This is a genomic window from Micromonospora sp. L32, from assembly GCF_052068055.1.
Classification (GTDB): domain Bacteria; phylum Actinomycetota; class Actinomycetes; order Mycobacteriales; family Micromonosporaceae; genus Micromonospora; species Micromonospora purpureochromogenes.
Genome location: NZ_JBQHDD010000004.1, coordinates 530,197 through 543,359, shown reverse-complemented (window position 1 = coordinate 543,359; position 13,163 = coordinate 530,197). Strand labels below are relative to the sequence as shown.

Sequence of the window (13,163 nt, the reverse complement as noted above, 5' to 3'; positions counted from 1 at the left end):
GGACCCGACCACCGGGCCGCCCGGTCCGGACCCGACCACCGGGCCGCCCGGCCGGACCCGATCAGCGGGCCGCCCGGTGCGGGACCTGGTCGCGCCGGGTCAGCCGATCAGCGGGCGGAAGGTGCCGAGCGCGACGCTGACCGCGATCGCCGCACCCCCCAGCACGGCCGCCCCGGCGACGAGCAGCCCGTCGGCCACGCCGAACCGCTGCTGGCGGGCGAAGGTGCGCGGGGTGCCGGCGTCGAAGCCTCGGGCGTCCATCGCCACCGCCAGCCGGGTGCCCCGCCGGATCGCCCCGACCAGCAGGGCGAACGCGGTCGACACGAACAGCCGTAGCTTCGCCACCGGGTTGCGCCCGGCGTCCACGCCGCGCGCCCGGCGGGCCATCTCGATCATCTGCCACTCCTGGCCGAGCAGCGGGACCAGCCGGAACGCGGCCAGCGTCCCGATGGCGAAGCGGGCCGGCGCCTTCGCGTTCTGCACCAGCGCGTCGGCCAGGTCGGTCGGGTCGGTGGTGGCGAAGACGATCACGCCCGGCAGGGCCACCGCGAACATCCGCAGCACCAGCCCGAGCGCGGTCACCAGCACCCCCGAGGTGACCAGCAGCGGCCCGGCGTCCAGCAGCACCCGGCCGGACCGGTCGGCGGCGAAGAGCACCAGCGTGACCACGATGCCGGCCGCGGCGGCCAGCAGCGGCAGGGCCCGCCGGGCCAGCACCCGGTACCGGATCCCGAACAGCGGCAGCACGGCCAGCTCCACGGCGATCGCGATGGCCGGGGCGACCGGGTCCAGGGTGGCCACCAGGACGGCCGAGAAGACCAACGCGGCGGCCAGCTTCGCCACCGGGTTGCGCCGGGCCAGCGGCGCGCCGGGCGCCGCGACGGGTTCCAGGCTGATCACGGGCGTCGCCCGGAGTCGCCGTCGGCCGGGTCGGGCCGCCGGTTCAGGGTGACGGTGCGGTCGGCGAGCGCGGCGACGAAGTCCGCGTCGTGGGTGACGGTGACGACGCCGTGCCCGGCGTCGCGCAGCTCGGCGAAGAGGTCGAGCAGCTCCCGCCAGGTGCGCCGGTCCTGGCCGAAGGTCGGCTCGTCGCAGATCAGCAGGCGGGGCGCGGTGGCCAGCGCGGTCGCCACGCTCAGTCGCCGCGCCTCCCCGCCGGAGAGGGTGTACGGGTTCGCCCCGGCCAGCCGGGTCAGCCGCAGCCGGTCCAGCAGGGCGTCCACGGTGGCGCGTACCGCCGGCTCGGACTGGCCGGTCCGGCGGGGGCCGAGCGCCAGCTCGTCGAAGACGGTGGCGGTGACGAACTGGTGCTCCGGGTCCTGGAAGACCGAGCCGATCCGGCGGGTCAGCGCGGGCGCCCGCCAGCGGTGCGGGGGAGTGCGGTCGTCCGCCCCGGCCAGCGCGGCCGTGGCGGTGACCCGGCCGACGCCGGGGCGGAGCAGCCCGCCGAGGAGCAGGGCCAGGGTGGACTTGCCGACGCCGTTGGGCCCGAGCACGGCGAGCGCCTCGCCGGCGCGTACCCGCAGGTCGGTGGGGGCCAGCCGGGGCGGCAGGCCGAGCCGGTCGGCGGTGAGCAACTCCGCGCCGGGCGGCGTGGTGGCGTGCCGGGGCGGGATGGTCCGGCCCGGCACCCAGACGCCCTCGGCGGCCAGGGCCTCGCCGTGCGCGGCGAAGACCGCCTCCGGCGGGCCGTCCGCGCGGACGCCGCCGCCCGGCTCCAGCACCACCACCCGGTCGACCAGCGGCAGCGCCTCGGCGACCCGGTGTTCGACCAGGATCAGGGTGGTGTCGGCGGACAGCGCGCCGGCGACCGCCCGGCGGACCAGGTCGGCGCCGGCCGGGTCGAGGTTGGCGGTCGGCTCGTCGAGCAGCAGCAGGCCGGGGCGCAGGGCGAGCGCGCCGGCCAGGGCCAGGCGCTGCTGCTCGCCGCCGGAGAGCGCCGCGGTGGGCCGGTCCCGGTCGTACGGGAAGCCGACCCGGCGCAACGCCTCGTCCACCCGCGGCCAGATCTCCTCGGCCGGTACCCCCCGGTTCTCCAGCCCGAACGCGACGTCGTCGCCGCTGCGGGCCATCACCAGCTGGGTCTCCGGGTCCTGGAAGACGATGCCGACCCGTTCCCGGTCCTTGCGCGGGTCGAGCCCGTCGATCTCGACGGTGCCCTCCTGCTCGCCGGAGTCCTCGGGCAGCAGCCCGGCCAGCGCCGCCAGCAGGGTGCTCTTGCCCGCCCCGGACGGCCCGAGCAGCAGGACCCGTTCCCCGGCCTCGATCCGCAGGTCCACCCCGCGCACGGCCCACGCCTTCCGCCCGGCGTGCCGCCACCCGAACCCGCGCACCAACACCGCGCCCACCCGACCCCCTCCCTACCCAGGCCCACCCGGCTCCCGGCCGGTGATCAAGAGGTTTGCGTCACGACGGTGGCTCCCGTTGACGCAAACCTCTTGATCAACGAAGCGGGGGGCGGTCAGATGGCGGCGCGCTCGCGGCCGGCGGGGAAGCGGTCGAGGACGCCGGTGCGGGCGAGGGCCCGGGTGAGGGCGACACTGCCCAGGCCGGCGATCACCAGGGAGCTGACGGCGGTGATCAGGATGTAGGGGAGGCGGAAGCTGCCCCAGGCGGTGTCCGGGTACCAGACGAAGACGTCGTAGATCGCCGCCGCCAGGCCGGCCAGCGTGGCGGCCAGCAGGGCGACGGGCAGCCGGAAGACGCGGTACCCGAAGGCGGCGAAGGCGAGTTCCGCCGCGGCGGCCTCCAGCGGACCCTGGATGACCAGCGTCCAGCCCCAGCTGCTGCCCAGCGCCACCGAGACCAGCGCGGCGACGGTGAGGGTGAAGAAGGCGGCGCCCGGCTTGCGGATGATCAGGCCGCCCAGGACGGCCGGGACCAGCCAGACGCCGTAGATGGCCGCCCGGCCGGGCAGCGGGATCGCGTCGGCGGGGCCGTTCCAGAGCAGGCCCCAGGCCCAGAAGATGATGCCGAAGGCCACCCCGAGCACCGCCGCGATGACGATGTCGATGGTGCGCCACCGGTTGCTGTCGGTGTTGGTCATGTGTGCTCCCAGTCCAAATGATCGAACCAGGAGAAGACGCACGCCGCGCCCGGTGTGGGACCGGACGGCGGCGCGGCTGGAGGTCGACCGAACTCCCTGCGCTGGCATTACCCAGATCAGGTTCGAGGGTCTGCGGGCGGTGCCCGCACTCTCAGCGCTGTGCGCTCCCCTGTCGGATGTGAAGTTGTCTCGTCGACGCTAACAGCTCCGACCCCGCCACGGTCGGCCCGGGTGGACGACCGCCGGGCTGGGTAGGCTGCCGATCATGCGGGTCGAGGCGCGAGGGCTGACGTTCGAGGTACGCACCGGCGGCCCGGAGGGCGGCGAACCCGTCCTGCTGCTGCACGGCTTCCCGCAGCACGGCGGCGAGTGGGACGAGGTGGTGCCGGCGCTGCACGCCGCCGGCCTGCGCACGTACGCGCCGGACCAGCGGGGCTACTCGCCGGGCGCCCGCCCGACCGAGGTGGCCGCCTACCGGTTGCCGGAGCTGGTCGAGGACGCGGTGGCGCTGCTCGACGCGCTGGGCGTCGAGGCGGCCCACGTGGTGGGGCACGACTGGGGCGCGGTCGTCGCCTGGGGCCTCGCCGCGGGGCACCCCGAGCGGGTCCGCACGCTGACCGCAGTCTCCGTGCCGCATCCGGCCGCGATGGCGCACGCGCTGGCGAACGATCCGGGGCAGAAGGCGCGCTCGTCGTACGTGCTGCTGTTCCGCCAGCCGGGCAAGGCCGAGAAGGTGCTGCTGGCCGTGCGGGCGGCCGCCCTGCGCCGGCTGCTCTCCGGAGTGGGCGACGCCGGGCGGGTGGCCCGGTACGCCGAGCCGATGCGGGAGCCGGGCGCGCTGACCGGGGCGCTGAACTGGTACCGGGCCATGTCCCAGGCCGACCTGGCGCGGACCGGGCCGGTCGGGGTGCCCACCACCTTCGTCTGGAGCGACAAGGACGTCGCGATCGGCCGGACCGCCGCCGAGGCCTGCGCCGCCCAGGTGACCGGGCCGTACCGGTTCGTCGCGCTCCCCGGCGTCACCCACTGGATTCCCGACGAGGCGTCGGCCCCGCTGGCCGAGGCGATCCTGGCCCGGGTACGCGACCTGGCCTGAGCCCGCCGTGGGCCACCCGACGAGCAGGACCGACGAGCGGAGGAACGCATGACGGTGAGCGCCGAGGCATACCTGGCGGTGGTGACCGAGACGATCGGCCGGGTGGCGGCGAGCCAGCGGGAGGCGGTGGGTCGGGCGGCCGACCTGATCGCCGAGGCGCTGCGCGCCGACGGGGTGGTGCACGCCTTCGGCACCGGCCACTCGGAGGCGCTGGCGATGGAGATCGCCGGCCGGGCCGGTGGGCTGGTGCCGACCAACCGGATCGCGCTGCGCGACCTGGTGCTGCTGGGCGGCGAGCCGGCGAGCATCCTCGGGCCGCACCTGGAGCGCGACCCGGCCGTGGCGCACCGGCTCTACGAGCTGGCCCCGGTCCGCCCGTCGGACATCTTCGTGCTGGCCTCCAACTCCGGCGTCAACGGCGCGATGGTGGAGTTCGCGTCGCTGGTGGTCGAGCGGGGGCACCGGCTGGTGGCGATCACCTCGGCGCAGCACTCGGGCCGGATGGCCTCGCGCCACCCGTCCGGGCGCAAGCTCGCCGACTTCGCCGACGTGGTTCTGGACAACGGCGCCCCGTACGGTGACGCGACCCTGCCGCTGCCCGACGGCGGTGCGGTCGGCGCGGTCTCCTCGATCACCGCGGCCCTGCTGGCCCAGCAGATCGTGGCCGAGACGGTGGCCCGGCTGATCGCGGCGGGGGAGCGGCCCCCGGTCTACCTGTCGGCGAACATCATCGGCGGCGACGAGCACAACGCCGCGCTGGAGGCCCGGTACGCCGGCCGTATCCGCCGAGGTTCCTGAGCCGGTTTCGCGCCACTCCGGTTGGGGCATTGGCGTTGCTGCCGGCGGGGTGAGCCCCGTCGGCAGTACCGTCTCTTCCGGAGGTAACGCGTGTCGAAGGAATCCGAGAAGCAGCGCTGGCAGCGCAACTTCGCCGATCTGCTCCAGGAGTTGCGCGTCGCCCAGACCGGCGTGCAGATCCTCTTCGCCTTCCTGCTGACCCTGCCGTTCAGCAACGGCTTCACCCGGACCAGCGGCTTCCAGAAGGACGTCTACATCGTCTCGCTGCTGTCGGCGGCGGCCGCCACCGCGATGATCATTTCGCCGGTCGCCTTCCACCGCGCGCTGTTCCGCCAGGGCCGCAAGCCCGAGCTGGTGCGCTTCGCGCACCGGATGGCCAGCGCCGGCCTCGCCTTCATGCTGATCTCGATGGTCAGCGCGGTGCTGCTGATCACCGACTTCGTGCTGCAGCGCGAGATCGCATTCGTGCTGAGCGCGCTCACCGGGCTGTGGTTCCTGACCTTCTGGGTCTTCCTGCCGATGGCCCGGCGCAACTGGGGTGAGGACGTCGACGACGACGATGACGCGCCGCAGGTGCTGACCGGCGACTGACCCGGTCACCGGCCGGGAAATCCGACGTGCGCGCAACGCTACCCCTGGGTAACACCCGGGGGTAGCGTTGCTCTTGTCGAGCACGTTGACGCATCCGGACCGAGGTTCGAGGGGGCAGCCGTGACCACGACGCACAACAGCCGACCCACCGAGGACGGCGCCGGGCCGCTGCCGGCCGAGGCGGGCCAGGTCTCCGAGAAGGAGGCCCGACAGGTCGCCGAGGCGGCCCGGGAAACCGCCTGGGACCGGCCCAGCTTCGGCAAGGAGCTCTTCCTCGGCCGGTTCCGGCCCGACCTGATCCACCCCTGGCCCCGCTCCGACCCGGACGACGACGCGCGGGCCGAGCGGTTCCTCACCGAGCTCGGCGCGTATCTGCGGTCCGAGGTGGACGGCGGAGCCATCGAGCGCGACGCGTCCATCCCGGACGAGGTGTTCCAGGGGCTGGCCCGGCTCGGCGCATTCGGCATGAAGATCGACCGCAAGTACGGCGGCCTCGGCCTGAGCAACCTGCATTACTGCCGGGCGCTGATGCTGGCCGGCTCGGTCAGCCCGGCGATCGGCGCGCTGCTCTCCGCCCACCAGTCGATCGGCGTGCCGCAGCCGCTGAAGATGTTCGGCACCGACGAGCAGAAGCAGCTCTTCCTGCCCCGGCTGGCCGCCGGGGAGGTGTCCGCGTTCCTGCTCACCGAGCCGGACGTCGGCTCCGACCCGGCCCGCCTGGCCACCATCGCCGAGCCGACCGCCGACGGCACCGGCTACCGGCTCAACGGGGTGAAGCTCTGGGCCACCAACGGCACGGTGGCCACCCTGCTGGTGGTGATGGCCCGGGTGCCGGCCGGCGAGGGGCGGCGCGGCGGCATCACCGCGTTCGTGGTCGACGGCGACAGCGACGGCATCACCGTCGAGCGGCGCAACGCCTTCGTCGGCCTGCGCGGCCTGGAGAACAGCCTCACCCGGTTCCACGACGTCTTCGTGCCCCGGGAGAACGTCATCGGTGGCGAGGGCAAGGGACTGAAGATCGCCCTGACCACGCTGAACACCGGTCGGCTGTCGCTGCCGGCGATGTGCGTCGGCGCGGGCAAGTGGTCGCTGAACGTGGCCCGGGAGTGGGCCGCCGACCGGGTGCAGTGGGGCCGGCCGGTCGGCGAGCACGAGGCGGTCGCCCAGAAGCTCTCCTTCATCGCCGCCACCACGTACGGCATGGAGACCATGCTCGACCTCTGCTGCCTGCTCGCCGACGACGACCGCAACGACATCCGGATCGAGGCGGCCCTGGTCAAGCTCTACGCCAGCGAGATGGCCTGGAAGATCGCCGACGAGCTGATCCAGATCCGGGGCGGGCGCGGCTACGAGACGGCCGACTCGCTCGCCGCCCGGGGCGAACGCCCGGCCGCGGTCGAGCAGATGCTGCGGGACCTGCGGATCAACCGGATCTTCGAGGGCTCCACCGAGATCATGCACCTGCTCATCGCCCGGGAGGCGGTCGACGCGCACCTCTCGGTCGCCGGCGACATCATCGACCCGGACGCCGGCCTCGGCCGCAAGGCCAGGGCGGGGGCTCGGGCCGGGGCCTTCTACGCCAGATGGCTGCCCACCCTCGCCGTCGGCAGAGGACAGAGCCCCCACGCGTACGGCGAGTTCGGCCCGCTCGCCGGTCACCTGCGGCAGGTGGAGCGGCACTCCCGCAAGCTGGCCCGCTCGACCTTCTACGCGATGTCCCGCTGGCAGGGGAAGATGGAACGCAAGCAGGCGTTCCTCGGCCGGGTGGTGGACATCGGCGCGGAGCTGTTCGCGATGTCCGCGGTCTGCGTGCGGGCGTACGCGGAGCGGGACACCCGCCCGGAGAACGTCGAGCTGGCCGACCTGTTCTGCCGGCAGGCCCGGGTCCGGGTGGAGCAGCTGTTCACCGCGCTGTGGGAGAACACCGACTCCGTCGACGTCGCGGCGGCGAAGCGGATCCTCGCCGGCCGGTACGCCGCCCTGGAGTCCGGCGTGCTCACCCCGCCAGCCGACACACCGTGGGTGGCGCGCTGGTCACCCGGCCCGTCGACCACGCCGGACGTCCGCCGCCGGATCCCGCGTCAGGGCGGCTGAGCAGGGACTGGGCCGTCGCTGAAGTCAGCGGGCGACGGCCCAGGCCAGCACCGCCGCGAGGATCAGCCCGTTGAGCAGGGCGAGCACCAGGTACGCCTGCGGCGGGATCTTGCGACCCTTGCGGACGAAGCTCACCAGGACGGCGGCGTACCCGAGCAGCAGCACGGCGACGACGATCAGGAAGTACAGCACCGCCACACCCTAGCGGCCGCCCCGCAGCCCGAGTCGGCGCAGCTCCAGTGCGGCGAGCGCGTCGACGGTGGCGTCGTCGCCCCGCCGCCACGCCTCCGCCACGTCCGGATCGATCCTGGTCAGCTTGCGCAGCGGCTGCCCGGTGAGGGCGCGCAGCGCCAGCAGGTCCCGCCCGGCCGGGGCGGTGGCGAGCGCCTTCGCCGCGGCGGCCCGGCGCATCCAGCGCACCCGCAGCGGCAGCCAGCCGAAGAGCACCAGGGCGAGCGGGAAGACCAGCACGGCGATGGCGAGGGCCAGGGCGAGCTGGCCGACCAGCTCCTGCTGGTCCCGGCCGGCGTCGGCGACCGCGCGGGCCGCCTCGGCGGCCCGCTCGAAGGGGGCGGTCAGCTCGTCGCCGACCAGCGGCACCCGGCCGACCTTGCCGCCGGCCTCGGCCAGGTTGTCGGCGAGACCGCCGCCGGCCCCCTCCAGCTTCTGTCCGGGTACGGCGAGTTTCTGCACCAGGTCGTGCACCCACAGGGCGAAGCGGATCGCCGCGTACACCCAGACGACGACGAGCAGGTCGGTGAGGAGCTGGCGGAGGGCGACGGGGAAGCGATCAGCGTAGATCTTCACGCCGGACAGCGTGCCACGACGCGGCCCGGCGGGCACCCCCTGAATCGCCGTCAGGCGGCGCACTTCGGGCAGGTGCCGAAGATCTCCAGGGTGTGGCTGACGTCGGCGTACCTGTGTTGGGCGGCGACCCGCTCGGCCCAGGTCTCCACCGCCGGCCCGGCCACCTCGACGGTGCGGCCGCAGGCCCGGCAGACCAGGTGGTGGTGGTGCCCCTCGCTGCACCGGCGGTAGAGGTGCTCCCCACCGGGCGGACGCATCACGTCGATCTCGCCGGCGTCGGCGAGGCCCTGCAAGGTGCGGTAGACGGTGGTCAGCCCGACCCGCTCGCCCCGGTCCCGGAGCATCGCGTGCAGCTCCTGTGCGCTGTGGAAGCCCTCCACCTCGGCGAGCAGGGAGCTCACCGCCGTGCGCTGCCGCGTGTTCCGCAGCGCCCCCTCGCTCATGATCCCTCCCCGGCGTGGCTCACCGCGTCCGCCACGATGTGCGCCACGTGCTCGTCGACCAGCGCGTACGCGATCTCGCGGCCGCGCCGCGAGCCGCGGACCACGCCCGCCCCGCGCAGCACCCGCAGGTGCTGGGAGACCAGCGGCTGGGGGGCGCCGAGCTTCTCCACCAGTTCGTGCACACACCGTTCACCCTGCGCCAGCTCGCTCACGATCGCCAGCCGGATCGGGGCGGACAGGGCGCGGAGCAGGTCACCCGCGCCCTCGTAGGCCTCGTACCCGTTCGTGCCGGTCACCCTGCAACGGTAACCAATACCACCGACAGGTGCCGGGGCGGTGTCACTGGAGCACGACCTCGTGCGGCTCGGGCGCCGGCGTACCGGTCGGGGTGGACCGCCGGCGCAGCGTCCGCCAGCCGGCGGCGGCGAGCGCGACCACCAGGAACGAGGCGATGGCCAGCAGCACCACCGAGGCGCCCGGGGCGGTGTCGGCGGTGGCCGCCACCCAGACCCCGGACCCGGCCGCGAAGAGGCCGAGCGCCATGGCCGCCGTCATGGTGCTGCGGAAGCCCCGGGTGACCTGCTGCGCGGTGGCCACCGGCACCACCATCAGGGCGCTGATCAGCAGCACCCCGACGGCCCGCATGGCGATGGTGACGGTGACCGCGGTGGCCACCGCCAGCAGCAGGTTCAACGTCCGGACCGGCAGCCCGGCGACCCGGGCGTACTCCTCGTCGTGGCAGACCGCGAAGAGCGCCGGGCGCAGCGCCAGCATGGTGACCAGGATGGCCGCGCCGAGCACCGCAATGGTGATCAGGTCCTGCGGCGAGATGGTGGTGAGCGAGCCGAACAGGTACGCGTTGAGGTTGGCGCTGGTGGCGTCGGAGAGCCCGACGAGCATCACCCCGCCGGCGATGCCGCCGTAGAAGAGCAGTGCCAGCGCGAGGTCGCCGGAGGTGCGTCCGCGCGCCCGGACCAGCTCGATGGTGATCGCGCCGAGGGTCGCCACGACCACCGCCACCAGCACCGGGGAGCGGTTGAGCAGCAGCCCGGCGCCGACGCCGGTCAGCGCCACGTGGCCGATGCCGTCGCCGATCAGGGTCAGCCGCCGCTGCACCAGGTAGATGCCGAGCGCCGGGGCGGCCAGGCCGATGACCAGGGCGCCGATCAGCGCGCGTTGCATGTAGGGGTACTGGAAGAGTTCCATGGTCAGCTGCTCCACAGCCCGGCGGGCTCGTCGGGACCGTGCGGGTGCACGTGGTCGTGGTCGGGCTCCGCGTGGTGGCCGGCGGGCTCGGGCACCGCGCCGTCGTGGCAGATCCCGCCCTGGTGGACCACCACCGCCCGGCTGATCAGCGGTCGCAGCGGGCCCAGCTCGTGGGCGACGAGCAGTACGGTGCCGCCGTCGGCGACGAAGTCACGCAGCGCGGTGGCGAACGCCTCCTGGCTGGCCGCGTCGACCCCGGCGGTCGGCTCGTCGAGCACCAGCAGCTCCGGCCGGCCGGCGAGGGCCCGGGCGATCAGGGTGCGCTGCTGCTGGCCGCCGGAGAGGGTGGCGACCGGGTCGGCGGCCCGGTCGGCGAGCCCGACGGCGCGCAGCGCCGCGTCGACCGCCTCCCGGTCGGCCCGCCCCGGCGGGCGGAGCACGCCCCGGCGGGCCAGCCGGCCGGAGGCGACCACCTCGCGCACCGTCGCCGGTACGCCGCCGCCGGCGCCGAGCCGCTGCGGGACGTACCCGATGCGCCGCCACTGCCGGAACCGGCGCAGCGGGGTGCCGAAGAGCGCGACGGAGCCGGCGGCCAGGGGGACCAGCCCGAGCACGGCGCGGATCAGGGTGGACTTGCCGGAGCCGTTGGCCCCCAGGACGGCGACCACCTCGCCGGCGGTGACGGTGAGCGACACGTCACGCAGCACGGGTCGGCCGTCGTAGCCGACCGCCCCGTGGGTGACGGTGATGACGGGTGCGGTCACGAGCAGCTCAACGCCGTCCGCAGGGTCTGCAGGTTGGTGCGCATCACCGAAAGGTAGTCCCCGCCGGAGTCGGTCGACAGCCCTTCGATCGGGTCCAGCACCGCGGTCTTCGCGCCGACCTCAGCCGCGATGGTCTCGGCGACCTTCGGGCTGACCAGGGTCTCGAAGAAGATCGTGGTGGCCCCGTGTTCGCGGGCCTCGGCGGCGACCTCGGCGAGGCGCTGCGGGGAGGGCTCGGTGTCGGGGGTGAGGCCGGTGATGCCGACCTGCTCCAGCTGGTAGCGCTCGGTCAGGTAGCCGAAGGCGGTGTGGCTGACCACGATCTCCCGGCGCTGGCAGGTCTTGAGTCCGGCGGTGAACTCGGCGTCGAGCTTCTCCAGCTCGCCGCGGAGCGCCCGGGCCCGGGCGGTGTAGTCGGCGGCCCGCTTCGGGTCGGCCCGGCCGAGCCGCTCGGCGAGCTGGTCGCCGACGGTGGCCAGCCGGGTCGGGTCCAGCCAGAGGTGCGGGTCGAGGCCGCCGCCGGGCTCCTCGGCGTGACCGGCCTCACCCTCGTGCTCGTGGCCGCCGGCCGCGGCGGTCAGCAGGGGCTGCACGGTCGCCACGTCGAAGGCGCGGTCGGCGGCGTTCTGGTCCACCGCCTCGTCCACGGTCGGCTGGAAGCCCTTGAGGTAGACGACCAGCTCCGCCTCGCTGACCTGCCCGACCTGGCGCGGGTTGAGCTCCAGGTCGTGCGGCTCCGCCCCGGGCTTGGCCAGGTTGCTGACGGCGACCGCGTCGCCGCCGATCCGCTCGGCGAGGAACTGCAACGGGTAGAAGGCGGCCACCACGTCGACCCGCTGCGGATCGGCGCCCGCCCCGCCGGACGAGCAGGCGGCGACGCCGCTCAGGGCGAGCAGGGCGGTGGCGGCGGCCAGGGCGCGTGGAGCGGAGCGGATGTTCATGTCATGAACTGTCCGTGACAACGGAAATGATTGTCAAAAACGCATGAGTGCATGTCAGAGCAGCTTGGCCAACGCGACCGCGACCAGCAGGGTCAGCATCACCAGCCGGATCATCCGGGTCTGCGGCGCCTGCACCGGCCAGGTGGTCGCCAGCAGCCAGCTCAGCCCGGCGGCGAGCGCGAGCAGCAGCACGCCGCCCACCGGCCCGGGTGCGAAGAACGCCACCAGCACCACCACCAGGGTGGCGAGGAACACCGACGTCGGGTTGGCCCGGGAGAGTCGGACCAGCAGGGGGCTCTGCGTACGCTGCATCCCACAGACTCTACGAGGAGGGACGCCGGTGCTGGTCACCAACCGGTTCGTGGTCGAGGTCGATGTCGCCGACGACTTCGTCGGTCGGGCGCACGCCGCGCTCGCCGCGCTCGCCGCCCGCCCCGGCTACCTGCGCGGCGAACTGCTGCGGGCGCTCGACGACCCGGCCCACTGGTGCCTGGTCACCGAGTGGGAGTCGGTCGGGGCGTACCGGCGGGCGCTGGGCGGGTTCGACGTCAAGATCGCCGCGGTCCCGCTGCTCGCCGAGTCGCTGGACGAGCCGTCCGCGTACGAGACGCTGGCCAGCGCCGCCCCGGACGGCGGGGTCGTGGTGGCCACCAGTGATCGGGCCGCGAGTCCGCACCGCTGAGAGGCTGGGCACTACCCTGCACTCATGACCGCACCCGGCCCGGCAGCCCCACCGCCGTACCCCGCGACGCCCGGTGGGGACGGCAACCCGCCGGCCGACCCGGGGGTGCCGGCCCCGCCGCCCGGCCCGGGAGTGGCCCCGCCGTTCGCCGCGCCGCCCACCGAGGGCGGCCGCAAGCGGCTCTGGCTGGGTCTCGGCGTCGGGGCGCTCGCCCTGCTGATCTGCTGCGGCGGGGGCGGGGCGGCCCTGGTCGGCCTGACCATCAGCAACGCCCAGGCGATCGAGGAGCAGGGGCACGCGGTCACCGACGCCTACTACCGCGCGCTGGTGCGCAAGGAGTACGGCGCGGCCTACGACAAGCTCTGCGACCAGGAGCAGCGGCGCGAGTCCCGGGCGGACTTCGCCCAGCGGGCGGCCGACGAGCCGGCGGTCGCCGCCTACCGGGTGGGCGAGGTCGACCCCAACGCGCTCACCGTGCCGGTGGACGTCACCTACAGCGGCGGCTTCCAGGACACCCAGCAGGTCACCCTCGCGCCGGACCAGCAGACCGGCGGCATGGAGGTCTGCGGGGTCAACTGAGCCGGCCGGAGTATTCTGCTGGGCTCGGGACGCCGCTGGTCGTACCGTTGTCCCGAACTGTTCGTTCCGTCCACATCACGTCTTGTTCCGTCCACATCACGTCCCCGCCGACCGCC

At 74.4% G+C, this 13,163-nt stretch carries 17 protein-coding genes and 1 riboswitch; of the genes, 6 read left to right on the top strand and 11 right to left on the bottom strand.

What is annotated here, in order from left to right; genetic code table 11:
- Positions 1–99 precede the first annotated feature (99 nt).
- The 3 genes from ACTMTB_RS14420 to ACTMTB_RS14410 all read right to left on the bottom strand — a co-directional run bounded on the left by ACTMTB_RS14420 (position 100) and on the right by ACTMTB_RS14410 (position 3,046).
- A complete protein-coding gene (locus ACTMTB_RS14420; RefSeq protein WP_441145788.1) occupies positions 100–900 on the bottom strand; it encodes an energy-coupling factor transporter transmembrane component T family protein in 801 nt (266 codons plus the stop codon).
- The gene (locus ACTMTB_RS14415) at positions 897–2,348 is read right to left on the bottom strand and encodes an ABC transporter ATP-binding protein (RefSeq protein WP_441145786.1); all 1,452 of its coding nucleotides are present in this window, start codon (positions 2,346–2,348) and stop codon (positions 897–899) included. The genes ACTMTB_RS14420 and ACTMTB_RS14415 overlap by 4 nt, the downstream gene beginning before the upstream one ends.
- Before the next feature lie 113 nt (positions 2,349–2,461).
- The gene (locus ACTMTB_RS14410; RefSeq protein WP_441145784.1) at positions 2,462–3,046 is read right to left on the bottom strand and encodes an ECF transporter S component; all 585 of its coding nucleotides are present in this window, start codon (positions 3,044–3,046) and stop codon (positions 2,462–2,464) included.
- 75 nt (positions 3,047–3,121) lie between these two features.
- A riboswitch (TPP riboswitch) is annotated at positions 3,122–3,227 on the bottom strand.
- An 84-nt stretch (positions 3,228–3,311) separates the two neighbouring features.
- Between ACTMTB_RS14410 and ACTMTB_RS14405 the strand changes: the two genes are divergently transcribed.
- The 4 genes from ACTMTB_RS14405 to ACTMTB_RS14390 all read left to right on the top strand — a co-directional run bounded on the left by ACTMTB_RS14405 (position 3,312) and on the right by ACTMTB_RS14390 (position 7,625).
- On the top strand, positions 3,312–4,142 hold the full coding sequence (locus tag ACTMTB_RS14405) for an alpha/beta fold hydrolase (RefSeq protein ID WP_441145782.1): 831 nt from the start codon (positions 3,312–3,314) through the stop codon (positions 4,140–4,142).
- A gap of 48 nt (positions 4,143–4,190) precedes the next feature.
- Complete coding sequence (locus ACTMTB_RS14400; RefSeq protein ID WP_441145780.1) at positions 4,191–4,940, top strand: sugar isomerase domain-containing protein; 750 nt, start codon at positions 4,191–4,193, stop codon at positions 4,938–4,940.
- A 90-nt stretch (positions 4,941–5,030) separates the two neighbouring features.
- On the top strand, positions 5,031–5,531 hold the full coding sequence (locus ACTMTB_RS14395) for a DUF6328 family protein (RefSeq protein WP_210778447.1): 501 nt from the start codon (positions 5,031–5,033) through the stop codon (positions 5,529–5,531).
- A gap of 120 nt (positions 5,532–5,651) precedes the next feature.
- Positions 5,652–7,625: an acyl-CoA dehydrogenase family protein gene (locus tag ACTMTB_RS14390; protein WP_441145778.1), complete on the top strand. Its 1,974-nt coding sequence runs from the start codon at positions 5,652–5,654 to the stop codon at positions 7,623–7,625.
- Between the two features lie 24 nt (positions 7,626–7,649).
- On the opposite strand, the gene ACTMTB_RS14385 is transcribed toward ACTMTB_RS14390, so the two are convergent.
- From ACTMTB_RS14385 to ACTMTB_RS14350, 8 genes are read right to left on the bottom strand one after another with little or no spacing between them, the layout of a single operon-like run.
- Positions 7,650–7,817, bottom strand: coding sequence for a hypothetical protein (locus ACTMTB_RS14385; RefSeq protein ID WP_280838084.1), 168 nt, complete (start codon positions 7,815–7,817; stop codon positions 7,650–7,652).
- 9 nt (positions 7,818–7,826) lie between these two features.
- Positions 7,827–8,432, bottom strand: a complete 606-nt coding sequence (locus ACTMTB_RS14380; RefSeq protein WP_441145775.1) for a hypothetical protein — start codon at positions 8,430–8,432, stop codon at positions 7,827–7,829.
- Positions 8,433–8,482: 50 nt separating this feature from the next.
- Entirely contained in the window at positions 8,483–8,875 is a 393-nt protein-coding gene (locus ACTMTB_RS14375) for a Fur family transcriptional regulator (protein ID WP_441145773.1), read from the bottom strand.
- Complete coding sequence (locus ACTMTB_RS14370; protein ID WP_154942519.1) at positions 8,872–9,171, bottom strand: ArsR/SmtB family transcription factor; 300 nt, start codon at positions 9,169–9,171, stop codon at positions 8,872–8,874. Before ACTMTB_RS14370 ends, ACTMTB_RS14375 begins: the two co-directional genes overlap by 4 nt.
- A gap of 43 nt (positions 9,172–9,214) precedes the next feature.
- Positions 9,215–10,081 (bottom strand): metal ABC transporter permease, encoded by an 867-nt coding sequence (locus ACTMTB_RS14365; protein WP_441145770.1) that lies wholly within the window; start codon positions 10,079–10,081, stop codon positions 9,215–9,217.
- A 2-nt stretch (positions 10,082–10,083) separates the two neighbouring features.
- Complete coding sequence (locus ACTMTB_RS14360) at positions 10,084–10,845, bottom strand: metal ABC transporter ATP-binding protein (RefSeq protein WP_280838082.1); 762 nt, start codon at positions 10,843–10,845, stop codon at positions 10,084–10,086.
- Positions 10,842–11,786: a metal ABC transporter substrate-binding protein gene (locus ACTMTB_RS14355; protein ID WP_441145768.1), complete on the bottom strand. Its 945-nt coding sequence runs from the start codon at positions 11,784–11,786 to the stop codon at positions 10,842–10,844. Before ACTMTB_RS14355 ends, ACTMTB_RS14360 begins: the two co-directional genes overlap by 4 nt.
- A 54-nt stretch (positions 11,787–11,840) precedes the next feature.
- Positions 11,841–12,098: a DUF6703 family protein gene (locus ACTMTB_RS14350; RefSeq protein ID WP_210778440.1), complete on the bottom strand. Its 258-nt coding sequence runs from the start codon at positions 12,096–12,098 to the stop codon at positions 11,841–11,843.
- Between the two features lie 28 nt (positions 12,099–12,126).
- Here ACTMTB_RS14350 and ACTMTB_RS14345 point away from each other — a divergent pair, with 28 nt between their 5' ends.
- Together ACTMTB_RS14345 and ACTMTB_RS14340 are read left to right on the top strand one after the other, a co-directional pair.
- On the top strand, positions 12,127–12,468 hold the full coding sequence (locus ACTMTB_RS14345) for an antibiotic biosynthesis monooxygenase family protein (RefSeq protein ID WP_154942524.1): 342 nt from the start codon (positions 12,127–12,129) through the stop codon (positions 12,466–12,468).
- Between the two features lie 105 nt (positions 12,469–12,573).
- On the top strand, positions 12,574–13,047 hold the full coding sequence (locus tag ACTMTB_RS14340) for a hypothetical protein (RefSeq protein WP_441145938.1): 474 nt from the start codon (positions 12,574–12,576) through the stop codon (positions 13,045–13,047).
- Positions 13,048–13,163: the final 116 nt, after the last annotated feature.